The 22,062-nt window shown below is 72.7% G+C and carries 17 protein-coding genes and 2 tRNA genes; 16 read left to right on the top strand and 3 right to left on the bottom strand.

The genetic code is table 11. From position 1 onward, the window contains the following. Window positions 1–364: 364 nt before the first annotated feature. From IO30_RS0135550 to IO30_RS0135520, 7 genes are all read left to right on the top strand, one after another. Window positions 365–1,207: a 2-aminoethylphosphonate ABC transporter permease subunit gene (locus IO30_RS0135550; RefSeq protein ID WP_031150091.1), complete on the top strand. Its 843-nt coding sequence runs from the start codon at window positions 365–367 to the stop codon at window positions 1,205–1,207. Then, entirely contained in the window at window positions 1,194–1,991 is a 798-nt protein-coding gene (locus IO30_RS0135545; protein WP_031150089.1) for an ABC transporter permease, read from the top strand. Before IO30_RS0135550 ends, IO30_RS0135545 begins: the two co-directional genes overlap by 14 nt. A 49-nt stretch (window positions 1,992–2,040) precedes the next feature. Then, window positions 2,041–3,114: a 2-aminoethylphosphonate ABC transporter substrate-binding protein gene (locus IO30_RS0135540; RefSeq protein ID WP_031150087.1), complete on the top strand. Its 1,074-nt coding sequence runs from the start codon at window positions 2,041–2,043 to the stop codon at window positions 3,112–3,114. Window positions 3,115–3,363: 249 nt separating this feature from the next. Further along, window positions 3,364–4,881: an alkaline phosphatase family protein gene (locus IO30_RS0135535; protein WP_031150085.1), complete on the top strand. Its 1,518-nt coding sequence runs from the start codon at window positions 3,364–3,366 to the stop codon at window positions 4,879–4,881. Window positions 4,882–5,004: 123 nt separating this feature from the next. Beyond that, window positions 5,005–5,784 (top strand): HAD-IIA family hydrolase, encoded by a 780-nt coding sequence (locus IO30_RS0135530; RefSeq protein WP_031150083.1) that lies wholly within the window; start codon window positions 5,005–5,007, stop codon window positions 5,782–5,784. A 139-nt stretch (window positions 5,785–5,923) separates the two neighbouring features. Further along, the gene (locus IO30_RS0135525) at window positions 5,924–6,526 is read left to right on the top strand and encodes a hypothetical protein (protein WP_037896075.1); all 603 of its coding nucleotides are present in this window, start codon (window positions 5,924–5,926) and stop codon (window positions 6,524–6,526) included. After that, on the top strand, window positions 6,523–7,185 hold the full coding sequence (locus tag IO30_RS0135520; RefSeq protein WP_031150080.1) for a class F sortase: 663 nt from the start codon (window positions 6,523–6,525) through the stop codon (window positions 7,183–7,185). Before IO30_RS0135525 ends, IO30_RS0135520 begins: the two co-directional genes overlap by 4 nt. Window positions 7,186–7,261: 76 nt before the next feature. On the opposite strand, the gene IO30_RS0135515 is transcribed toward IO30_RS0135520, so the two are convergent. After that, window positions 7,262–7,335, bottom strand: a tRNA-Lys gene (locus tag IO30_RS0135515). Window positions 7,336–7,549: 214 nt separating this feature from the next. On the opposite strand from IO30_RS0135515, the gene IO30_RS0135510 reads away from it, so the two are divergent. The 5 genes from IO30_RS0135510 to IO30_RS0135490 all read left to right on the top strand — a co-directional run bounded on the left by IO30_RS0135510 (window position 7,550) and on the right by IO30_RS0135490 (window position 14,575). Beyond that, entirely contained in the window at window positions 7,550–8,890 is a 1,341-nt protein-coding gene (locus IO30_RS0135510; RefSeq protein WP_031150079.1) for a peptidoglycan-binding protein, read from the top strand. 11 nt (window positions 8,891–8,901) lie between these two features. Next, on the top strand, window positions 8,902–11,817 hold the full coding sequence (locus tag IO30_RS47395) for an SPFH domain-containing protein (RefSeq protein WP_245234267.1): 2,916 nt from the start codon (window positions 8,902–8,904) through the stop codon (window positions 11,815–11,817). A gap of 210 nt (window positions 11,818–12,027) precedes the next feature. Beyond that, window positions 12,028–12,621 carry a lytic polysaccharide monooxygenase auxiliary activity family 9 protein gene (locus tag IO30_RS0135500; protein WP_031150075.1) on the top strand — a complete coding sequence of 198 codons (594 nt, stop codon included), beginning with the start codon at window positions 12,028–12,030 and terminating at the stop codon, window positions 12,619–12,621. Window positions 12,622–12,647: 26 nt separating this feature from the next. Further along, window positions 12,648–14,453, top strand: coding sequence for an AMP-binding protein (locus tag IO30_RS0135495; protein ID WP_051902796.1), 1,806 nt, complete (start codon window positions 12,648–12,650; stop codon window positions 14,451–14,453). A gap of 48 nt (window positions 14,454–14,501) precedes the next feature. Then, window positions 14,502–14,575, top strand: a tRNA-Lys gene (locus IO30_RS0135490). Window positions 14,576–14,688: 113 nt separating this feature from the next. Here IO30_RS0135490 and IO30_RS0135485 read toward each other — a convergent pair. After that, entirely contained in the window at window positions 14,689–15,447 is a 759-nt protein-coding gene (locus tag IO30_RS0135485) for an IclR family transcriptional regulator (protein ID WP_031150071.1), read from the bottom strand. 251 nt (window positions 15,448–15,698) lie between these two features. Here IO30_RS0135485 and IO30_RS0135480 point away from each other — a divergent pair, with 251 nt between their 5' ends. The 4 genes from IO30_RS0135480 to IO30_RS0135465 all read left to right on the top strand — a co-directional run bounded on the left by IO30_RS0135480 (window position 15,699) and on the right by IO30_RS0135465 (window position 19,986). Further along, entirely contained in the window at window positions 15,699–16,820 is a 1,122-nt protein-coding gene (locus IO30_RS0135480) for an LLM class flavin-dependent oxidoreductase (RefSeq protein WP_051902808.1), read from the top strand. Window positions 16,821–17,074: 254 nt separating this feature from the next. Continuing rightward, entirely contained in the window at window positions 17,075–18,757 is a 1,683-nt protein-coding gene (locus tag IO30_RS0135475; protein WP_031150067.1) for a glycosyl hydrolase family 18 protein, read from the top strand. A 160-nt stretch (window positions 18,758–18,917) separates the two neighbouring features. Continuing rightward, entirely contained in the window at window positions 18,918–19,739 is an 822-nt protein-coding gene (locus IO30_RS0135470; protein WP_031150065.1) for a helix-turn-helix domain-containing protein, read from the top strand. Beyond that, window positions 19,726–19,986, top strand: coding sequence for a DUF397 domain-containing protein (locus IO30_RS0135465; protein WP_031150063.1), 261 nt, complete (start codon window positions 19,726–19,728; stop codon window positions 19,984–19,986). Before IO30_RS0135470 ends, IO30_RS0135465 begins: the two co-directional genes overlap by 14 nt. A gap of 38 nt (window positions 19,987–20,024) precedes the next feature. On the opposite strand, the gene IO30_RS0135460 is transcribed toward IO30_RS0135465, so the two are convergent. After that, window positions 20,025–21,893 (bottom strand): putative bifunctional diguanylate cyclase/phosphodiesterase, encoded by a 1,869-nt coding sequence (locus tag IO30_RS0135460; protein WP_051859797.1) that lies wholly within the window; start codon window positions 21,891–21,893, stop codon window positions 20,025–20,027. Window positions 21,894–22,062 lie beyond the last annotated feature (169 nt).

Raw genomic sequence — 22,062 nt, 5'->3', positions numbered from 1 at the left:
GATCCCTTCCGGCGGAGCCTCCCGCGCGGGTGATCCCGTACCTGCCGGGGCCGACCGGCCGGGGGACGGCGGTCCGGCGCCCGCACCGGCCGTACGGCCCCCAGCCCCGGGCGGCTCCGCGGCGGAGGCTTCCGCCCCCGCCGGGCCCCCGGGCCGCTCTGGCGGAGCCTCCCGCCAGAGTGATCCCGTACCCGCCGGGGCTGCCCGGCGGGGGGACGGCGGTCCGGCGCCTGCACCGGCCGTACGGCCCCCTGCCCCGGGCGGCTCTGCGGCGGAGGCCTCCGCCCCCGCCGGCCTTGGCGCGTCCGGCGAGTCCGCGGCATCCGCCCGCCCCGCCGGGCCCCGGCCCCGCGCAACGGTCCGGCTGCCGCGCCGGGGGTCCCCCCGGACGAAGTCTGGGGGCATATGGGCGGTGCCGCCCGTCCTCCTCCTCGCGGTCGTCTTCCTCTATCCCCTCGCCCTCGTCGTCCAGCAGTCCTTCACCCCGGAGAACGGCGGCGGAGCACTCGACGCCTACTCCTCCGTCTTCGCCTCCACCGCCTTCCGCGAGGCCCTCTGGACCACCGTCTGGCTCGCCTTCGGCGCCACCGCCGGCGCTCTCGTCCTCGGCTTCGCGCTCGCCCTGGTGATCGCCTTCGTCCCGTTCCCCGGGGCCCGTTCCGTCGCGAAGTTCATCGATGTCTTCCTCTCCTTCCCCTCCTTCCTCATCACCCTCGCCCTCCTCTTCATCTACGGCACCGTCGGCATGGCCAACGGGGTGTGGACCGGCGTCACGGGCGCCGCGGACGGCCCCTTCCACTTCCTCACCACGCCCTGGGGCGTACTCCTCGCGGAGATCACGTACTTCACCCCCTTCGTGATGCGCCCCCTGCTCGCCGCCTTCTCCCAACTGGACACCGCCCAGCTGGAGGTCGCGGCGGGCCTCGGTGCCCGCCCCGCCCGGATCGTGCGGCAGGTGATCCTGCCCGAGGCCCGGCCGGCCCTCGCCGCGGGCGGCAGCCTGGTCCTGGTCATGTGCCTGAACGAGTTCGGGATCGTCCTGTTCACCGGGGCCAAGGACGTCACGACCCTCCCGATGCTGATCTACGGGAAGGCCATCCTCGAATCCGACTACGCGGCCGCCTGCGTGGTCGCCGTCGTCAACATCGCTATCTCCGTCGGCCTGTTCGGCCTCTACCGGGTGGTGACCAAGCGTGCTGGTGCATAGCCGGGCCGGCCGCTGGGCCGCCTGGGGCCTCTTCGGCCTCCTCTTCCTTCCCCTCTTCGCCCTGCCCCTGCTCGTGGTCTTCGCGGCCTCCCTCGCCACCCACTGGTCCGGAGCCTTCCCCTCCGGCCCGACCACCGCGAACTACGCCTCCGCCGTGCAGGGCGAATCCCTCCAGGCGCTGACCACCAGCCTGGTCACCGCCCTGGTCGCCAGCCTGCTCGCGCTCACCGTCGGCACCTGGGCCGCACTCGCCGCCGCCGGCCTGCGCAGGCGCGGCAAGCAGGCCCTGGACGCGCTGTTCATGCTGCCCGTCGCCGTGCCCTCGGTGGTCGTCGGCCTCGCCGTGCTCGTGGCGTTCAGCAGGCCGCCGTTCCTGCTCAACGGCACCGGCTCGATTGTCGTCCTCGCGCACACCGTCCTCGTCACGGCCTTCGCCTACCAGTCGGTCTCCGCCGCGCTCGCCCGTCTCGATCCCGCGTACGAGCAGGCCGCCGCCTCCCTGGGCGCCCGGCCCGCGTACGTGCTGTGGCGGGTCAAGCTCCCCCTGCTGCTGCCCTCGCTCACGGCGGCCGCCGGACTCTGCTTCGCCCTGTCCATGGGCGAGCTGAGCGCCACGATGATGCTCTACCCGCCGGACTGGATGCCCCTGCCCGTCCGCATCTTCACCGCCACCGACCGCGGTTCGCTCTTCAGCGGCTCCGCCGTCGCCGTGGTCCTGATGGCCACCACCGTGCTCGTCCTCCTGGCCGTCTCCCGGATCCGCACCAAGGCCTCCTACCGCTGATCCACCCCTCCCCACCCCCGCTGACTCCCTTTCCCCGTAAGGAAGTTCCATGCCCAGAACCCGCCTGCTCCGTACCGCCACCGCCCTCACCGGCAGCCTCGCCCTCGCCGTCGGCGCCACCGCCTGCGGCGCCTCCTCCTCCGCCGGAGCCGCGGGCGGCGAGAAGGTCGTCACCGTCTACAGCGCCGACGGACTCAAGAGCGACAAGGGCGACGGCTGGTACGACAAGGTCTTCGCCGACTTCACCAAGAAGACCGGCATCGAGGTCAAGTACGTCGAGGGCGGCTCCGGCGAGATGGTGCAGCGCGCCGTCCGCGAGAAGACCAACACCCAGGCCGACGTACTGATCACCCTGCCGCCCTTCATCCAGCAGGCCGACGGCAAGGGCCTCCTCCAGGCCTACAAGCCGCAGGGCTCCGAGCAGGTCAACGGCGCGGACAAGGCCGCCGACGGCAAGTGGACCTCGGTCGTCAACAACTACTTCGGGTTCGTCTACAACAAGAAGGAGCTCCCCGAGGCCCCCAAGACCTGGGAGGAACTGCTGGACGCCAAGTACAAGGGCAGACTCCAGTACTCCACCCCGGGTGTCGCGGGCGACGGCACCGCCGTCCTCATCAAGTCGATGCACGACTTCGGCGGCAAGGAGCCGGCGATGGAGTACCTGAAGAAGCTCCAGGCCAACAACGTCGGCCCGTCCTCCTCCACCAGCAAGCTCGCGCCCAAGACCGACAAGGGCGAGCTGCTCGTCGCCAACGGCGACGTCCAGATGAACTTCGCGCAGTCCCGGTCCATGCCCAACCTGGGCATCTGGTTCCCCGCGAAGGAGGGCGGCCGCCCCACCAGCTTCGCGCTGCCCTACGCGGCCGGCCTCGTGGACAAGGCCCCGCACACCGAGAACGGCAAGAAGCTCCTCGACCACCTCCTCAGCGCGGAAGCCCAGAAGCTGGTCAGCGAGGTCGGCGGCGGCTTCCCCGCCCGCGCCGACGTCAAGCCCACCGACGCCAACGCCGTCGAGCTCACCAAGATCATGACCGGTGTCGAGATATTCGAGCCGGACTGGGCCGACATCGACGAGAACCTCACGGGATACGTCGACGCGTGGAAGTCGGCGACCGGAAGCTGACCGGTTACGTCCTGGCCACCCACGGCCGGGACAGTGACGCTTGCGCAACAGTCCCGGACCGGGCGCCCGCCCCCTTGCTCCGGACCTGCTCCCGCCCCTTCGCTCCGGAACCGCTCCCGGACCCGGACCGCTCCCGCACCGCCCCGGATTGCTCCCGCACCGCACCGCCCCGGACCGCTCCCGCACCGCCCCCGCACCTGCACCCCGCTCCCGCACCCTTCCCCGCTCACCTGCTCCTTGGAGGAGTACGTGTCCCCTGCCCTGCCCGGACGCACCCTCGCCGTGGCCGCCACCGCGGCGGCCCTGCTCGCCACCGCCCTCGGCACGCACACCGCCACCGCCGCGCCTTCGGCCTCCACCGACAAGGTCCTCGTCATCGGCCTCGACGGTGCGGTCCTCGACCGCGTCAAGGCCGCCAACGCCCCTCACCTGAAGGGCCTGATGGCCCAGGGGCTGACCGCCCGCAGCACCCTGTACGCGAACCCGATGGGCGCGACCTCCTCCGGCCCCGGCTGGTCGACCATCGCCACCGGAGTCTGGCCCGACAAGCACGGGGTGAAGGACAACTCCTTCACCGGCAAGAACTACACGGCCTACCCGGACTTCCTGACCCGCATCGAGAACGCCAAGCCGGCGCTCAACACGTACGCGGCCGCCGACTGGGAGCCCATCACCTCCACCGACCAGAACGGCCCGATCTTCTCCCCCAAGGTCGACAAGCGCCTCTCCCTCAAGGGCGACCGCGACGGCTACCGCACCGAGGACCCGAAGATCGCCGCGGCCGCCGCCGCCGAACTGCGCAACCAGAACCCGGACGCCGCCTTCGTCTACCTCGGCGAGATCGACGCGGCCGGTCACTCCTACGGCGCGGCCAGCCAGCAGTACCTCGACACCGTCGCCCGCGTCGACACCCTGGTCGGCCAGCTCCTCACCGCCGTCCAGGGCCGCCCGTCCTACGCCCAGGAGAACTGGAAGATCCTGGTCACCACCGACCACGGGCACGTCGACTCCGGTGGCCACGGCGGCTCCACCATCCAGGAGCGCGGCACCTTCGTCATCGCCAGGGGCGCGGGCATCCCCGCCGGTTCGGTGCGCGACGACGTGAAGCTGGCCGACGTGGCCGCGACCGCGCTCGCGCAGGTCGGCGTCAGCGCCCCCGGCCTCGACGGGGTCCCGCTGAACGCCCCCGACAGCGATCCGTTCGACACCCTGCGCCCGAACCTCCAGGCCCGGGTCGACGAGACGGGCATCCCGGCCGGCGTGAAGGGCTTCACCCGGACCCCGCCCGCAGGCTGGGCCGTGGACAACTCCAAGATGGGCACGGGCGGCGTCACCGAGTGGGCCGGCTGGTCCTTCGCGACCGACGAGTTCTGGACCCAGTCCCAGCGCGACCAGTGGCGCGAGCTGAACGTCCGCTCCCGGGACGTCTTCGCCGTCGCCGACTCCGACGAGTGGGACGACAAGACCCACACCGGCAGCTTCGACTCCACCCTGATCACCCCCAAGTGGAAGGTCACGGGCGGCACCACCCGCACCCTCGCCTTCCAGTCCCACTACCGCCACGAGGCCGGCCAGACCGCGCAGGTCCTCGTGTCCTACAACGGCGCCACCCCCGCCGTCGTGAAGACCTACACCGCCGACGCCCTCGCCAAGGCCGAGTCGATCGCCCTCCAGGTCCCGGCCGGCGCCACCGACGTCCAGGTCCGCTTCCGCTACAGCGGGAACAACAACTGGTTCTGGACCGTCGACGACGTCGCCGTGCGCTGACCCGCCGTACGGGTGCCCTGTCCGGGCCGTGGACGCCCTCCGCACCCACGGCCCGGCACGGCTAGGGTGGTACAGACCAGAGGCCCCCGAGGGCAGCGGCCCCGCAGAGCGGAGAACAGTCCAGTGGCAGAGCGCAAGCCGATCGAATCCTGGCTCACCGACATGGACGGGGTCCTCATCCACGAGGGCACGCCGATCCCGGGGGCCGATGCCTTCATCAAGCGGCTGCGCGAGTCCGGCAAGCCCTTCCTGGTGCTGACCAACAACTCCATCTACACGCCCCGCGACCTCCAGGCCCGCCTCAGCCGCATGGGCCTGGACGTCCCCGTCGAGAACATCTGGACCTCCGCGCTGGCCACCGCGAAGTTCCTCGACGACCAGCGCCCCGGCGGCACGGCCTACGTCATCGGCGAGGCCGGTCTGACCACCGCCCTGCACGACATCGGCTACATCCTGACCGACCACGAGCCCGACTACGTGGTCCTGGGCGAGACCCGGACGTACAGCTTCGAGGCGATGACCAAGGCCGTCCGCCTGATCAACGCCGGTGCCCGCTTCATCTGCACCAACCCCGACGAGACCGGCCCCTCCACCGAGGGCCCGCTCCCGGCCACCGGGGCCGTCGCCGCACTGATCACCAAGGCGACCGGCAAGAAGCCCTACTTCGCCGGGAAGCCGAACCCGCTCATGATGCGGACCGGCCTGAACGCCATCGGCGCGCACTCCGAGAGCAGCGCGATGATCGGTGACCGGATGGACACCGACGTGCTGGCCGGGCTGGAGGCGGGCATGCAGACCTTCCTCGTGCTCACCGGACTGACCTCCGAGGCCGACACCGAGAAGTTCCCCTACCGCCCGACCAAGACGGTCGCCTCCATCGCGGACCTGGTCGACCTGGTCTGACCGACCTGCTGATCGACCTCGTCTGACCGACCTGGTCTGATGCGCGGACACGTTTAGCGCGTACGGCTGACACGTACGGCGCCGCTCCGGATGCGGAGCGGCGCCACGGGCGTGAATCTCCTTGTTGAGGAGGTTCACCATGCGCAGTGTTCCGATCGCCGTCCGTGTCGCCGGGGTGGCCGTCGCCCTGACGGCCCTGTCCGCCGTGACCGCGCCCACCGCCCTCGCGGGCGAGGAGGACCGCGGCAGCATCTCGGCCGACCCCAACCCGGCCGAACCGGGGGCGCAGGTCAAGCTGCGCGTCCACGGCTGCAACGGCACCACGGGCGCGGCCAAGTCCGCCGTCTTCGTGGGGGCCGCCGACCTGCGGGGACGCGACGGAGGCCGCAGCCCGCTCTACGGCGACGCGATGATCAGCTCGCACGCCTCGCCGGGCTGGCACTCCGTCCGGGTGACCTGTGACGGGCACGACGGCAAGGTCCACGGTTCCATCGAGATCCGCCGGCGCGACCACCGCCCCGATCCGCACCGTTCGCCGGTCTGGCCGGTCCACGCGGGCGGCGGCGGGATGTCCGCCGAGGTCGCGGAGACGACGCGGCTGGCCGCGGCGGCCAAGAAGGAGCACGGGAGCGACGGCCCGGGCATGCCGCACACGGTGATCGGCGCCGTCCTGGCGGCCGCCGCCACGCTGGCCGTGGCGGGCCGGGCGCTGACCCTGCGCCGCCGCCGCAGCGGCGAATGAGCGAGGGCAAGACCTCCGCGGGCGGGCGGCTGCTGACCTTCGCCGCCTGGTCGGTGCTGGTGCTGGGCCTGTGGCTGTGGGGCCGCCAGATCACGGGGGTCCCCGCTCCGGCGGCCGGGCAGGCCGGCGGTTCGGTGGGCCTGGGGCTGCCCGCCGCGCACGCCCCGCTCGCCGCGGCCCTGCCCCAGCGGGTCGACGTACCGTCCATAGGCATCCAGGCTCCGGTGATCTCCCGGGGTCTGGACGGCGACGGCGCGATCGAGCCGCCGCCCGACGACCGCCCGGGCACGGTGGGCTGGTGGGGCGCCGGTACCCAGCCCGGCGCCGCCGGGACCGCGCTGATGGTGGGGCACGTGGACACCCGCTCCAAGCCGGCCGTGTTCTACGGGCTCAGCTCGGCGCAGCCGGGCGAGAAGGTCCGTGTGGTGCGGTCCGACGGTTCGGTGGCGGAGTTCACGATCGAGGACGTACGGGTCTACGAGCGCGCGGGCTTCGACCCGCACAAGGCGTACGGCCAGCGGGTCGCGGGCCGGGCGGAGCTCCGCCTCGTGACCTGCGGCGGCAGCTACGACAAGGCGGCCAAGGAGTACACGGCCAATGTGGTGGTTTCCGCGTACCTGACGGGCTCGGGAGCCCGGCCGGGTGGCACGGCGGCGTAGGCCGCGTCGCGGATCGCACCGCACGGGAGCACGAAGAAGCCCCCGCAGCTTTCGCTGCGGGGGCTTCTTCCGTCTGTGCGCCGCCAGGGACTCGAACCCCGGACCCGCTGATTAAGAGTCAGCTGCTCTAACCAACTGAGCTAGCGGCGCTTGGTGACAGGGAAAACTCTACCCCACCTCCAGCGGTGCTCGTGACCAGCCACGCCCACATTGTCCGATTAACCCATGTTTGAGCGTTCCATCGTGCACGATATGTCTGCCGTGCCGCATCTGATGACCCGCCAGATGCGCTTCCGGCCGACCAGTGGACGAGCAGGGGAGTGGACGGAACCGCATGACGATGCAGCCGCCGACGCGTGTGCAGATGCCGATGCCCGCTTTCGAGGAGTACGAGCCCGCGGGCGACTGCCCGTGCCAGGGGTGCGCCCTGCACCGCCGTTCCCTCGCCCGCGCCCGCGCCATACCGCTCCGGGACGGGGGGCATCCGGCCGCGCGCGGGGCCCGGCGGGCGCTGGTGCTGGCCACTGCCGCGGGCGTGGTCCTGGGAGGCGGCGGCGGAGCCGCGGCGGCGCTGAGCACCCCGGCCGCTCCGGGAACCGTGGCTGCGGACGACCCGGGCTCCCCGCAGGGCGGCCGGGCCCCGCTGCACGGCCCGAAGGCGCCGGTCGGCAAGCCCGGAGCCCCGGGCGCGCCGGGCGCTGTCAAGCGGATCGACCGCACGACGATCATCAACCGGGCGAAGCTGTGGCTGGACGCGAAGGTCCCGTACAGCATGTCCGAGTACTGGACGGACGGGTACCGGCAGGACTGCTCGGGTTACGTCTCCATGGCCTGGAACCTCGGTACGAACGAATGGACCGGCAGCCTCGACAAGTTCGCCACCAAGATCACCAAGGAGGAGCTGCTGCCGGGGGACATGCTGCTCTTCCACAACCCGGCGGACCCCAACAACGGCTCGCACGTCGTCATCTTCGGCGGCTGGGTGGACGGCACGCACACGCACTACGTGGCCTACGAGCAGACCCGGCCGAACACGCGGAAGCTGGCGACGCCCTACGGCTACTGGACCAACCCGGCGAAGTACGTCCCGTACCGGTTCAACGGGGTGACCGGCGGGATCGTGCCGGAGGTCCCGGCGGCGCCGGCCGAGCCGGGCGGCGCGAAGCCGGGCGACGTGACGCCCTTCCCGGGCGCGGCGAAGTTCGGCCCCGGCGTCACCAACGACCACGTGGCCCAGCTCGGCCGGATGCTGATCGACCGCGGCGCCCTGCGCTTCTACCCGAAGGGTGCGAGCCGGACCTGGAAGGACGCCGACCGGCTGGCGACCCAGGCCTTCCAGCGGGCGCAGGGCTGGACGGGGACGGACGCCGACGGCATCCCCGGCGAGCACACCTGGCGGCTGCTGGTCCAGCGCCAGGGCAAGGACATCACGCCGACCGTGGGCGCGGCCCCCGGCCCGGGCGGGGTCCGCGCCTATCCGGGCCTGTCGGTCTTCCGCCCGGGCAAGTCCCACGACGCCATCGCGGCCCTCGGCCGCCAGCTGGTGAAGAAGGGCTTCGGCAAGCACTACACGTCCGGCCCGGGCTCGCGCTGGAGCGAGGCCGACCGCCGCAACGTCGAGGCCTTCCAGCGCGCCCAGGGCTGGCGCGGCGCCTCGGCCGACGGCTACCCGGGCCCGGAAACCTGGCGCCGGCTGTTCGCATGACGGAGGCAACGATGTACCCCACCCGCACCACCTCGACCACCGGCACCCTCCACGTCCCCCCGGCAGCCTCGTCCTGGCCGGCGGCCGAGCCCGAGTCCTTCGGTACGCCCGCCTCGTCCTGGCCGGCGGCCGAGCCCGAGTCCTTCGGTACGCCTGCCTCGTCCTGGCCGGCGGCAGCCACGACCCAGCCGACGGCAGCCCCGGCCCGGCCGGCGGCCGAGCCCGAGTCCTTCGGTGCGCCCGGTCCCGACCGGGGGGCCCGCCCGCCCCAGCACTTCCCGATGCCCGAGCCCGCCCTGGCGGACCGCGCCGTGCCCGCCTCCGGGTCCCGTCCGGCGTCCGAGGCCTCCCGGATGACCCCCACCCCCCACGCCGTTCCGACGTCCGACCCGGCCCCGGTGGCCCGCGCGGTGCCCGCACCCCAGCACTCGGCGACGCCCGGCCCCGGCCGGGGGGTCCCGGTCCCCGGGGCCAACCCGGCGTACGGGCCGGACCGGGCGGTGCCCGCCTCCGGGTCCTTCCCGGCGTCCGGCCCCGCCGCGGCGGGCCGGGCGGCCCCCGAGCCCCAGTCGTTCCGGACGCCCGGGGCGGACCGGGGGATGCCCGTTCCGGCCGACCGGCTGGGTTCCGTGTCTCCGCTCTTCCCGGCGGCCGGCTCCGACCCGGTGCGCCAAGAGGCGCCCGCCCCACAGGACTTCGCCGCCCGCGGCGAGGCGCCCGAGCCGCCGAGGGCGGCCGTGGCGTCGGCCACCGGGGAGGTACGGGTGCCCGGCTGGCTCGTGGGAACCGCAACGGCTCCGCCCGCCCCGGCCGGGGCGCAGACTCCGGAGGCCCGGCCTTTCGCGGCGTCCGCTGCGGAGGTGGCCGAGCCCCTGCCCACCCGCGCAGGGTCGGAGGCTCCGCCAGCCGAACCCTTCGACGCGACTGCCGGGAACCCGGCGTCCACCGTGCTGCGGGAGGTGCCCGGCCCCGTGGCCGCTGCTGCGGCCCGGCCCTTGGGCGCGGTTGCCGCGGCCCCGGCGTCCGCCGCGCTCCGGGAGGGTCCCGGACCTCTTGCGGCCTCGGCGGCCCATGCCGCCCCGGCCGACCCGGGCCTCCGTGAGTACCCGGCGTCCGCTGCGCCCCGGGAGGTGCCCGCCCCGGCCGGGGCGGAGTCACCGGCAGCCCGGCCCTTCGCCCCGGCCGGCGGGGCCCCGGCGTCCGCCGCGCCCCGGGAGGTGCCCGAGCCCCTTGCTGCCCCTTCGGCTTCGGGGTCCGTTACGCACCCGGCGTCCGGCACGCGCCAGGAGGTGCCCGAGTCCTTCGCCGCCCCGGCCGCCCGTACGCATCCGGCGTCCGCCGCCCCGCGGGAGGTGCCCGCCCCGGCCGGGGCGGAGTCACCGGCAGCCCGGCCCTTCGCCCCGGCGGCTCGCGCCGTGCGGGGCTTCGACGGGGCTTCCTCCGCGGCCTCGGGCGCCGAGGCCGTCGGGTCCGGCGAACCGCAGGGGCGGGTCGCTTCGGTGCTCGCCGCCGCCGCGGCGGGGTCGCGGGTGGCCGTGGTGTCGGTGCCCGCGGCGGTCCGCCTGGCAGAGGCACCCGCCGCAGGCGCAGACCGCCCCGCCCCGGAGCCCCCGCACGGCCCCGAGGTGCCCGCGGCCCGCGCGCAGGCCGACCCCGACCCCGACCCCCAGGACGTGGCCACCCTGCACCTGCGGAGCACCGCCGCCGAGCCCGCCATCCCGCACCCGCAGAGCCCCGAACCGGAGCCCGAGCCGGTGCACTCCGGCATCCCCGGCCCCGGCGTCGCCGAGATCGTCGCCCAGGCGGTCGAGCGGGGCCTGGAACCGGCCCGGGACGAAGCCCAGGACGACACGCAGGACCTGCCCCGGGTCACCCCCCTGCGCGGCGCCGCGGTCACCGAGGTGCCGGTCCACCTGCCGTTCCGCGCCGAGCCCGCACCCGGGCCCCGGCCCGCAACGGCCAAGGCCATGGCGCCAACCACCCCCCGCCGGGCCCAGCCCCCGGCCCAGCCCCCCGCCCGCCGCGCCCCCCGCGGCGACGAACGGCTCCGCGAGCACCGCGGCCCGGTCCTGCCCGGCTGGATCGGCGTAGCCGTCGGCGGGCTCGCGCTGGCCGGCTGCGCGGCCGTGCTCTGGCGGACCGGCATCCTCCCGGCCCCCCTCGTGGCCGCCTTCGGCGGGACCCCGCGGGCCTACCAGGGCCTGCGCGCCACGCACTGGCCGCCGCTGGCCTTCCTCGGCATCGTCGCCCTGCTCGCCCTCGGCGGGCTCGGCCGCGCCCGGACCGGCCACGCCTGGGTGCTCACCCTCTTCGGCCGCTACCGCGGCACGGTCCGCCGTACCGGCCTGACCTGGATCAGCCCCCTCCTGCTGCGCCGCCGGGTCGACGTACGGCTGCGCCACTGGCGCAGCGAGCCGATGCCCGCCGTCGACTCCGGCGGGCTCGCCCTCCAAGTGGTCGTCCAGGTCGTCTGGCAGGTCAAGGACACCGCCCGGGCCACCCTCGGCGTCGAGGACCACGTGGACTACCTCGCCGAGCAGGTGGAATCCGCCATGGCCCGGGTCCTGTCCCAGCTCCCCGCGGACGCCTTCCACGAGGACGCTCCGACCCTGCGCGACGCCGAGGCCGTCGGCGAGGCGCTGACCCGGATGCTGGCGGCGGAGACCGAGGCGGTGGGCGTGGAGGTGTTCTCGGCCCAGCCGACCCGGATCGAGTACGCCCCCGAGGTGGCCGCGGCCATGCGCCGCCGCCGGGTCGCGGCGATCGACGCCAAGCACCGGGACAGCGTGCTGACCTCGGTGGTGGACGCCGTCGACGACACCGTCCACCGGCTCACCTCGCGCGGGCTCGTCGAGCTCGACGACTACGAGCGCAAGGCTCTGGTGAAGGACCTCACGGTCGCCTTCTACACGGGGCGCTCGGACTAGGACGGGCCGAGTCAAGGCGGTACGCGAACGGGTGGCCGGAATCTACCGGACCACCCGTTCTCGCATTGGTATGGACATGGCCAACTCTCGTCAATAATCTGGGACTTGGTCTAGACCTGAAGAACTCAACCGAGCCACTTCATCCCCACGCGTGCGCACGCTCTCGCCGAACTCCCCCCACGTTCAAGGAGCATCATGCGTCACTTCCGCATGCCCGGACGGGCCGGCGCCGCCGCGCTCGGACTCGGCCTCGTCGCCGGAATCACCCTGCTCAGCGCCCCCAGCGCGAGCAGCCACGGCTACACCGACACCCCCATCAGCCGCGCGAAGCTCTGCGCCAACAAGACGGTCGCCAACTGCGGCGCCATCCAGTGGGAGCCGCAGAGCGTCGAGGGCTTCAAGGGGTTCCCGGCCGCCGGACCGGCCGACGGCAAGATATGTTCCGCCAACCTCCCGCAGTTCGCGGAGCTCGATGACCCGCGCGGCGGCGCCTGGCCCGCCACCCAGGTCACCAGCGGCCAGAGCTATGCCTTCCGGTGGCAGTTCACGGCCAACCACTCCACCACCGACTTCAAGTACTACGTCACCAAGAACGGCTGGGACCCCACCAAGCCCCTCACCCGCGCCGCCCTCGACCCGCAGCCCTTCCTGACCGTCGCCTACAACGGCGCCCGACCCTCCATGACCACCGTCCACCAGGGCGCGATGCCCAGCGGCAAGACCGGCCGGCACCTGATCCTGGCCGTCTGGACCGTCAACGACACCCCGATGGCCTTCTACTCCTGCTCCGACGTTCAATTCTGACGACACGTCAGCTAACCTCCGGCGGCATGCGGACGACGACTGCACCGGAAACCGTCGCGGAGCTCATCGCGCGCCAGTGGGGCGACCACCGGCCCGGCCTGATGTACGAGGACACCCGAGGCGCCACGGGCGCACCCGGCGCACCCGGCGCACCCGGCGCACCGGGCGCCGAGCGTGCCGGGCGCGCCGTCCTCAGCCGTCACCGGGCCGCCCGGGAAGCCGCCGCCCGCGCCGCGCTCCTCGTCGACCTCATGCCGCCAGGGGCCGAGCCGCACCTCGGGGTGCTGCTCGACAACGTCCCCGAGTTCCCGCACTGGCTCGGCGCGGCGGCCCTCGCGGGGGCCGCCGTCGCGGGGATCAACCCCACCCGGCGCGGCCCCGAGCTGGCCCGCGACATCCTGCACACCGAATGCCGGCTCCTGGTCACCGAGCCCGCCCACCTGCCGCTGCTGCGCGGCCTCGACCTGCCCGGCGTACGCCTCCTGGTCACCGGCACCGAGGAGTACGAGGCCCTCCTCGCCCCCTACGCCGGCGCGAAGCCCGGCGAGGCCGTCCTGCGCCCGCCCGGGCCCGCCGACCGGCTGCTCCTCTACTTCACCTCGGGCTCCACGGGCGCCCCGAAGGCCGCCATCTGCACCCAGGGCCGCCTCGCCGGGGCCGGTCACTCCCTGGCACGTCAGTTTTCGGTCACTCCGGACGACGTCCACTACGTCTGCATGCCGCTCTTCCACGGCAACGCCGTCATCGCCGACTGGCTCCCGGCACTCGCGGGCGGGGCCGCGGTGGCCCTGCGCCGCCGCTTCTCCGCCTCCGCGTTCCTGGACGACGTGCGGGCCTACGGGGCGACCTACTTCACCTACGTCGGCCGCGCCGTCCAGTACCTCCTGGCCACCGAGCCCCGCCCCGACGACCGCAACCACCCGCTGCGCCTCGGCTTCGGCACCGAGGCCGGGGCGGTGGACGCGGCCCGCTTCGCCGAGCGGTTCGGCGTCCGGCTGGTGGAGGGCTACGGGGCCACCGAGGGCGGCGCCTCCGTACAGCGGACCCCCGACACCCCGCAGGGGGCCCTGGGCCGGGCGGGGGCGGGGGACGACCTGGCGGTGATCGACCCGGAGACGGGCCGGGAGTGCCCGCCCGCGCGGCTGGACGCCCGGGGCCGCCTGCTGAACGGCGACGAGGCCATAGGCGAGCTGGTCAACCGGGGCCGGAGCCTTTTCGAGGGCTACTGGCGCAACCCGGACGCGGAGGCCGCCCGCACCCGGGACGGCTGGTACTGGACGGGCGACCTCTTCTTCCGGGACGCCGGGGGCTTCCTCTACTTCGCGGGCCGTACCGACGACCGGCTGCGGGTCGACAGCGAGAACCTCGCCGCGGCGATGATCGAGAACATCCTGGCCCGCTGGCAGGACGCGGCGGCCGTCGCCGTCTACGCCGTCCCCGACGAGGTCGCGGGCGACCAGGTGATGGCCGCGATCGCCCTGCGCGAGGGGGCGGTCTTCGACCCGGCGGCCTTCGCGTCCTTCCTGGCCGCCCAGCCGGACCTGGGCACGAAGATGGCCCCGCGCTACGTCCGCGTGGTCGCGGCCATGCCGGTCACGGCGACGAACAAGGTCCACCGGGTCGCCCTGCGCCGCGCGGGCTTCCTGCCCCGCACCCCGCAGCGGGCCGCCGGCGGCCCCGGCCCCGACCCGGTGTGGTGGTGCCCGGTCCGCGGCGAGGGCTACCGCCGCCTCGTGGAAGCGGACCTGAGCGCCCTGCTCGCGGCCTACGAGGCCCAGGGCCGCACGGCTCTGCTGGGCCTGCGCCCGGGCCGCGGCGGGGTGCCCGGGTAATGGTTTTGAGCACCCCGGAGGACCAGGTAGTATTTTCTCTGTCAGCAGGCGCCGCTAGCTCAGTTGGTTAGAGCAGCTGACTCTTAATCAGCGGGTCCGGGGTTCGAGTCCCTGGCGGCGCACCTGTCCTTCGGGCGGTTTCCGGTTCACCGGGAACCGCCCGAAGTGTTTTCCGGGCCGGTTCGGGCTGGTCCGGGCCGGGGCCCAGGGGCCCGCGGTCCCGCCGCGGGCCCCGTCAGAGGGTGAGCGACAGCAGCAGTGGCGCGGCCTTGCGGTTCAGCGCGTCCGCCGCGGCCCGCAGCCGGTGCGCGTGCTCGACCGGCATCGACAGGGCCAGGCAGCCCACCGCCGCGCCCGCCGTGATCGGGACGGCCGCGCAGACCGTGCCCACGGCGTACTCCTGCAGGTCCAGCACGGGCACGGTGGCCGGCTGGGAGTCCAGCTTGGAGAAGAGGATCCGCTCGTTCACGATCGTTTTCGACGTGAGCCGGGCGATCTTGTGGCGGGAGAGGTGGTCGCGGCGTCCGTTCAGGTCGAGCTGGGTGAGCAGGCACTTGCCGACCGCGCTGGCGTGCGCCGCCGAGCGGAAGTCGACCCACTCGTGGACCTTCGGGGTGCGGGGGCTGTCCGCGAACTGCGTGATCCGGACCTCGCCGTCCACGTACCTGCTGATGTAGACGGCCGCGCCGACCGAGTCGCGGAGCCGGTCCAGGGTCTCCTGGAGCTTGTCCGTCAGAGCCTGCTGCCGGTCGGTACCGGAGCCGAGCAGCACGAGGGAATCCCCTATGGCGTAGGCGCCATCGGACACCTGCAGTACGTACCCCTCCCGGCGCAGCATGAGCAGCATCGGGGCGAGATGGACTGCGGGCAGGCCGGTCTCACGCGCGATCTGCGCATCGGTCACACCACCGGTGTGCCGCGCGATCGTTTCGAGTACGCGTAGTGCGTACTGCACCGAGTGGAACGGCGCGGTCGGCTCGGGCTTCAGCGCCACGGTTTCCCCCTAGCAGGTTGTTACCGCTTGCCCTACCACGATAGCCATCAAGAGGCCCATGTGGAGCGCCTGTTGAGGAGATTGATGGCTCAATCATGTCGCTCGGCCTCGATCTACTCCGCTGGCATATGCCATGGTCATGACCCCTGCCCCGGTGTGCCGGGAATGCCCGGCGCACACTCACGGTTCGAATTCTTCGTACGGACCTCGTACGGATGTCGTACGAACACCGAACCGAGACGGGAGCGACGATGAGTGACCCCACCGAACGAGGGGACGCGCAGCGACAGGAGGGCCGGGACGGCATCCGCGCCACCGCCCGGGGAGAGGCGCCGGTGCCGCTCTCGGTCCTGGACCTCGTCACGGTCGGCGCCGGCAGCACCGCCCACGCCTCCCTGCGCACCAGCGTGGCCATCGCCCGGCTCGCCGAGTCCCGCGGCTACCACCGCCACTGGGTGGCCGAACACCACTCCATGCCCGGGGTCGCCAGCTCCTCCCCGGCCGTGATCCTGGCCCACCTCGCCGCGCACACCTCGCGGATCCGCCTCGGCTCGGGCGGGGTCATGCTGCCCAACCACGCCGCGCTGGCCGTGGCCGAGCAGTTCGGCACCCTGGAGGCGCTCGCCCCCGGGCGGATCGACCTCGGGCTCGGCCGGGCCCCGGGCACCGACGGCCGCACCGCCGCCGCGCTGCGCGGGCCCGGGCGCCTGGACGAGGCCGCGGACGGGTTCCCCCGTCAGCTCATGGAGCTCACCCGCTTCCTCGACGACGACTTCCCCGACGGGCACCCGTACGCCCGCGTCCACGCCGTACCCGGCCCGGTGCAGGGCCCCGCCGGGCGCCCGCCCGTCTGGCTGCTCGGCTCCTCCGGCTTCAGCGCCCGCCTCGCCGGCGAACTCGGCCTGCCCTTCGCCTACGCCCACCACTTCTCGGCGGCCGGCACCCTGCCCGCGCTCGACCTGTACCGGCAGTCCTTCCGCCCCTCGGCCGTCCTGGACGCCCCGTACGCCGTCATCGGCGTCGCCGCGCTCGCCGCCCCCACCGAGGAGGAGGCCCGCGCCCAGGTGCTCACCGGCGCCCTGTCCATGCTGCGGCTGCGCAGCGGGCGGCCCGGGCTGGTGCCGACGCCCGAGGAAGCGGCGGCGTACCCGTTCACCGCGCCGGAGCGGGAGTTCGTGGACGGCTGGCTCGCCAACATCGTCCACGGCACCCCCGACGCCGTCCGCGCCGGGCTCGACGCCCTGGCCAAGAGGACGGGCGCCGACGAGCTGATGCTGACCGCCAACGCCCACAGCGGCGAGGCCCGGCTGCGCTCGTACGGGCTCGTCGCAGATGCGTACGGCATGCCGGAGGATCTTGCTCCGACCTCTTGACAGGAGGAGAACGCAGTTCGGCTGGTTTGTTGCCGAAACCTTGCGGGAGCGTGTCTCAAGGGAGCCTTAAACCGCTCGTCACCCGGGGTGGCGGGCGGTTTCTGATGTGCGCTCAGGTCTCTGACAAGGGGATTTGCCGGTTCGGTGGTCTAGTCCTTCTTTGGTCCAAACCATTGACTCGGGGGAGTGGAGATCGCTATCTCTTTCTCCACCTGAACCTCTTGCTTCTCCCTCCCACCCCCCGGAGGCAGTTCATGCACATCCGTAAACCACTCATCGCAGCCGCCGCCACGGCCGCGCTGGCAGCCGGAGCGCTGGCGTCCTTCGCGGGGCTCGGCACCGCCCAGGCGGCCGGTGCCGGTACGACCGCCGCGGCCGGCGGCGTCCGGATCGCCTACTACGACCAGTGGAGCGTGTACGGGAACGCCTTTTATCCCAAGCACCTCGACACCCGCGGAATAGCGGGCAAGCTGGACGTCATCAATTACTCGTTCGGCAATATCCACCCGACCGACCTCACCTGTTTCGAGGCGAACAAGGCGGCGGGCGACGACAACAACCCCAACGCCGGTGACGGTGCGGGTGACTCGTACGCCGACTACCAGAAGTCCTTCAGCGCGGCGGACAGCGTCGACGGCGTCGCCGACAAGTGGGACCAGCCGATCGTGGGCGTCTTCAACCAGTTCAAGGAACTGAAGGCCAAGTACCCCCACCTGAAGATCAACATCTCGCTGGGCGGCTGGACGTACTCCAAGTTCTTCCACGACGCGGCGAAGACCGACGCCTCCCGCAAGAAGCTCGTCGCCTCCTGCATCAAGCAGTACATCAAGGGCGACCTCCCGGTGGAAGGCGGCTACGGCGGCCCCGGCACCGCGGCGGGCATCTTCGACGGCATCGACATCGACTGGGAGTACCCCGGCTCCTCCGGCGGCCACCTGGGCAACCACTACGGCCCCGAGGACAAGGCGAACTTCACCCTCCTGCTCCAGGAGTTCCGCAAGCAGCTCGACGCCGAGGGCGCGGCCAACGGCGGCAAGAAGTACCTCCTGACCGCGGCCCTCCCGGCCGGCCAGGACAAGATCAAGTACATCGAGACGGACAAGATCGGCGCGTACCTCGACTACGCGAACATCATGACGTACGACATGCACGGCGCCTGGGACGGCGACGGGCCGACGTACCACCAGTCCCCGCTCCAGCCCTCGGCGGCCGACCCGACCGACCCGATCGCGCCGGGCACCGAGAAGTACAGCATCGACAACGCCATCGACTCCTGGATCGACGGCAACCCGGCGTACGGCATCGCGGGCGGCTTCCCCGCCAACAAGCTGACCCTGGGCTACGAGTTCTACTACCGCGGCTGGAAGGGCGTCCCGGCGGGCACCACCAACGGCCTCGCCCAGACCGCGACCGGTGGCTCCGCCGCCCGGCCGCTCAGCCAGCAGGCGGGCATCGCCCACTACAAGGAGCTCGGCGGGATCGTCGACAACCCGGCGACCACCTTCTGGGACGACCAGTCGAAGTCCTCGTACTTCTACAAGGACGGCGAGTTCTTCACCGGCCTGAACCAGAAGTCCATCCAGGCCCGGGTCGACTACGGCAAGCAGCGCGGCCTGGCCGGCGCGATGATGTACTCGCTCCTCGGCCTGGACAACAACACCACGCTGCTGAACCAGATCTCGGACGCCCTCGGCGGGACCACGCAGCCGCCGGTCACCACGCCTCCGACGACCACCCCGCCCACCACGACCCCGCCGACCACGCAGCCCCCGACCGGCTGCGGCTCGCTCCCGGCGTACGTCGCGGGCACGATCTACAACAGCGGCAACGAGGTCTCCCACAACGGCCGCAAGTACAAGGCCCAGTGGTGGACGCAGAACGAGACCCCGGGCACCACGGGTGAGTGGGGTGTCTGGAAGGACCTCGGCGCCTGCTGATCTCCCCCCACCCCGCGCCGAGCGACGCCTCCGCCCTGCCCCTTCCGGGGTGGGGCGGAGGTGTGTCACATGGTTGCCGGATTCCCCCCACCGCTGCGTGGCGGCGTCGCTACGCTCGGCAACAGGTTGAATCCGGCTCCGCATCGCTCGGGGGTACCCCATGGCCCAGACCCGCGACATCGATCCCAGCGCCTCGCCGTTGGACTACTACAGCTACGAACTGCGCAGGCTCAGGGAGGACGCGGGTCTGAAACAGGCCCAGTTGGGATCCATCATCTTCTGCACTGGCTCCCTGATCGGCATGATCGAGAACGGCAAGAGGGTCCCCACCCGCGACTTCTCGGAGCGGGTGGACGCGGCGCTGGGAACGGGCGGGGTGTTCTCCCGCCTGGTGGGCCTGGTGCTACGGAGCCAGTTGCCGAGCTGGTTCCAGGCGTTTGCCGAGATGGAAGCCAGGGCGACACACATCTCCTCGTTCCAGCCGCAGTTGGTGTACGGCCTGCTCCAGACGGAGGACTACGCCCGGGCGGTTCTCCGGGCCGGGTGGGGTGAGAAGCTCGAAGAGGCGGTCGCCGCGAGGATGGAGCGCCAGCGGATCCTGACCAGGGAGTGCCCGCCCCTCGGCTGGGTGGTCCTGGACGAGGCGGTGCTGCACCGGCCCTTCGGCGGGAGGGAAATAATGCGGGCTCAAATGAACCGGTTGCTGGAGTTCCAGGACCGTCGCGAGTTGCGCATCCAGATCCTGCCGTTCAGCGCCGGACAACACCCGGCCACGGTTGGGGCGTTCACGGTCCTCCGGTTCAAGGGGGACCCGGACATCGTCTACGCCGAGAGCTACGGTTCGGCACATGTGACAGCGAATCCTGAGACGGCGAGTGACTGTGCGCATCGCTACGATCATCTGCAGGCCGCGGCACTCTCCGTGGAGGAATCGGCGGCGTTGATCGCCCGCGTACGAGAGGAACGTTATGGGGACCATTGACAACCTGGCGGGCGCGCTGTGGCGGAAGTCCAGCTACAGCGGCGGGACCGGCGGCGAGTGCGTCGAGTGCGCCCCCCTTGGCGGTGCCACCTGGCAGAAGTCCTCGTACAGCGGCTCCAACGGTGGCGAGTGCGTCGAGGTGGCCAGCCAGCCCCACCTCGTCGCCGTGCGGGACTCCAAGCAGGCGGACGGCCCCGTCTTCGCCGTGGCGCCGCACGCGTTCGCGACGTTCGTGCGGAGTCTCTGACCGTACGCCGGAGACGGCAGCCCCAGGCGGGGCTGCCGTCACGGCTGCTCGGGGCCGCCCAGGCCCGGGCGGGAGCCGATCATCTCCGCGATGCGGTCCGGGGCCACCGCGCGGGAGTACAGCCAGCCCTGGCCCGTGTCGCAGCCCACGCGCCGCAGCCGGGCCGCCTGGCCCGCCGTCTCGACGCACTCCGCGGTGACCGTCAGGCCCAGCCGGTGCGCCAGCTGGACCAGGGCTTCGACGATGGTCTCGTCCGCCGGGTTCGGGTGCGTGCCCTCCTCGTAGCGGAAGCCCCGGACGAAGGAGCCGTCCAGCTTCAGGACCGACACCGGCAGGCGGCTGAGGTAGGCCAGGTTCGAGTAGCCCGTGCCGAAGTCGTCGATGGCGATCCGCACGCCCATGTCGCTGAGCGCCTGGAGGGCCTGGAGCGGGCGGCCCGCCGAGCCCATGACCGCCGATTCGGTGAGCTCCAGCTGGAGCAGCTGCGGCGCGAGGCCCGTCTCGGCGAGGATCTCCGCCACGTCGCCCACCAGGTCCGAGTCCCACACCTGCCGCACCGCGACGTTCACGGAGACGAAGACGGGGCAGTCGCTCGGCTGCTCGATCTGCCAGCGCCGCGCCTGCCTGCAAGCGGTCCGCAGGACCCACTGCCCCAACTGGACGATGGACCCGTCCTCTTCGGCGATCCCGATGAACCGATTCGGCGTCAACGTGCCGAACTGCGGGTGGTTCCAGCGGACCAGGGCCTCCACCCCGCGCACCACTCCGCTCTCCAGGTCCACCAGCGGCTGGTACTCCAGCTCGAACTCGCCCTGCTCCACCGCCGGCCGCAGCGTGGAGGACAGGGCCTGGCGCGTCATGCGGTGGGCGTTGCGTTCCGGGTCGAAGAGGGTCCAGCGGGCCTTTCCGTCCGCCTTGGCCCAGTACAGGGTCGTGTCCGCGGCCTGCATCAGCCCGGTCGCCGAGGTCCCGGCGGCCGCCCGCTCCACCACCCCGATCGAGGCCGAGACCGACAGTCGCTGCCCGGCCAGGTCGAAGGGCTCCTGGACGGCGGCCAGGACGCTGCGGGCCAGTTCGGCGAGCTGCTCCGTGCCGGTGGAGTCCTCCACGAGCAGGGCGAATTCGTCGCCGCCGAGCCGTGCCACCAGGTGCCCGCCCGTGCGCCCGTACCCGGACTGGTCGGCGCACTGGGTCAGCCGGGCCGCGACGGCCGTCAGCAGCCGGTCGCCGACCCGGTGGCCGAGGGTGTCGTTGACGGCCTTGAACCCGTCCAGGTCCAGGTAGCAGAGCCCGATCCGGCCGGTGCCGCCGCCGGATTCGTACGAGGAGGCCTCCAGGGCGGCGGAGAGCCGCTCGAAGAACAGGGCCCGGTTGGGCAGCCGGGTCACCGGGTCGTGCATCTGGAGGTGCCGCAGCCGGGCCTGGAGGTCGCGCCGGTCGCTGATGTCGGCGACGGACAGCAGGACCTCACCGGTGCCCGGCACGGGGCCGAGGGTGACCTCGGTCCACAGCGAGTGCCCGTCGGGGTGCTTGAGGCGGCGCGTGCAGCGCAGCCGGGCCTGCCGGCCGCGCAGCACCTCCTGGTACGCGGCCCAGGTGCGCGCCTCCGACGCCAGGTCGACCAGGTCGGCGGCGCACTGGTGGGTGAGCGCCTGCGGCTCGGTGCCCAGCAGTCCGGCGAGGGCCGTGTTGGCGACGACGACGTAGCCCTCGCGGTCGACGACGGCCATGGCGAGGTGGGCCGCGTTGAACGCGGCCCGGTAGTCGCTCCGCGCGCTCTCGGCGCGGGGCGGTGGCGCCGGGGTGGCGGGCGCCGACGGCGCTGCCGGTACTGCTGCGTGACGCTGCGTAATGGCCGATCGGATGCTGTCGGCCGCCGAACCGGTTCCTTCTGAGGTTCCGCTCACCGTTGGCTCCCGCAGTGTTCGTGAGTGTCCGTGCAGGAAAGTGTGCCGATCATAGAGGCAGCCGGGAGGCCCTATCCAGCGGCGTCGCCGGTGGGAGCGCGGTCGTTTGACGAGTTGGCGCCAGGGTGACGCCGTGATGACGGATCGTCGGCATGACACCGGGCGATCG

The sequence above is a fragment of the Streptomyces xanthophaeus genome (assembly GCF_000725805.1).
GTDB lineage: Bacteria > Actinomycetota > Actinomycetes > Streptomycetales > Streptomycetaceae > Streptomyces > Streptomyces xanthophaeus.
Note: the sequence above shows the minus strand (reverse complement) of the source record. Positions and strands in the feature narration are given on the sequence as shown.

Bases quoted from the DNA above. Each gene is read 5' to 3' on its own strand.
- IO30_RS0135500 (WP_031150075.1), top strand. From the start codon at position 12,028: ATGCCCGGACGGGCCGGCGCCGCCGCGCTCGGACTCGGCCTCGTCGCC.
- IO30_RS0135525 (WP_037896075.1), top strand. From the start codon at position 5,924: ATGCGCAGTGTTCCGATCGCCGTCCGTGTCGCCGGGGTGGCCGTCGCC.
- IO30_RS0135520 (WP_031150080.1), top strand. From the start codon at position 6,523: ATGAGCGAGGGCAAGACCTCCGCGGGCGGGCGGCTGCTGACCTTCGCC.
- IO30_RS0135510 (WP_031150079.1), top strand. From the start codon at position 7,550: ATGCCGATGCCCGCTTTCGAGGAGTACGAGCCCGCGGGCGACTGCCCG.
- IO30_RS0135495 (WP_051902796.1), top strand. From the start codon at position 12,648: ATGCGGACGACGACTGCACCGGAAACCGTCGCGGAGCTCATCGCGCGC.
- IO30_RS0135480 (WP_051902808.1), top strand. From the start codon at position 15,699: ATGAGTGACCCCACCGAACGAGGGGACGCGCAGCGACAGGAGGGCCGG.
- IO30_RS0135465 (WP_031150063.1), top strand. From the start codon at position 19,726: ATGGGGACCATTGACAACCTGGCGGGCGCGCTGTGGCGGAAGTCCAGC.
- IO30_RS0135475 (WP_031150067.1), top strand. From the start codon at position 17,075: ATGCACATCCGTAAACCACTCATCGCAGCCGCCGCCACGGCCGCGCTG.
- IO30_RS0135470 (WP_031150065.1), top strand. From the start codon at position 18,918: ATGGCCCAGACCCGCGACATCGATCCCAGCGCCTCGCCGTTGGACTAC.
- IO30_RS47395 (WP_245234267.1), top strand. From the start codon at position 8,902: ATGTACCCCACCCGCACCACCTCGACCACCGGCACCCTCCACGTCCCC.
- IO30_RS0135540 (WP_031150087.1), top strand. From the start codon at position 2,041: ATGCCCAGAACCCGCCTGCTCCGTACCGCCACCGCCCTCACCGGCAGC.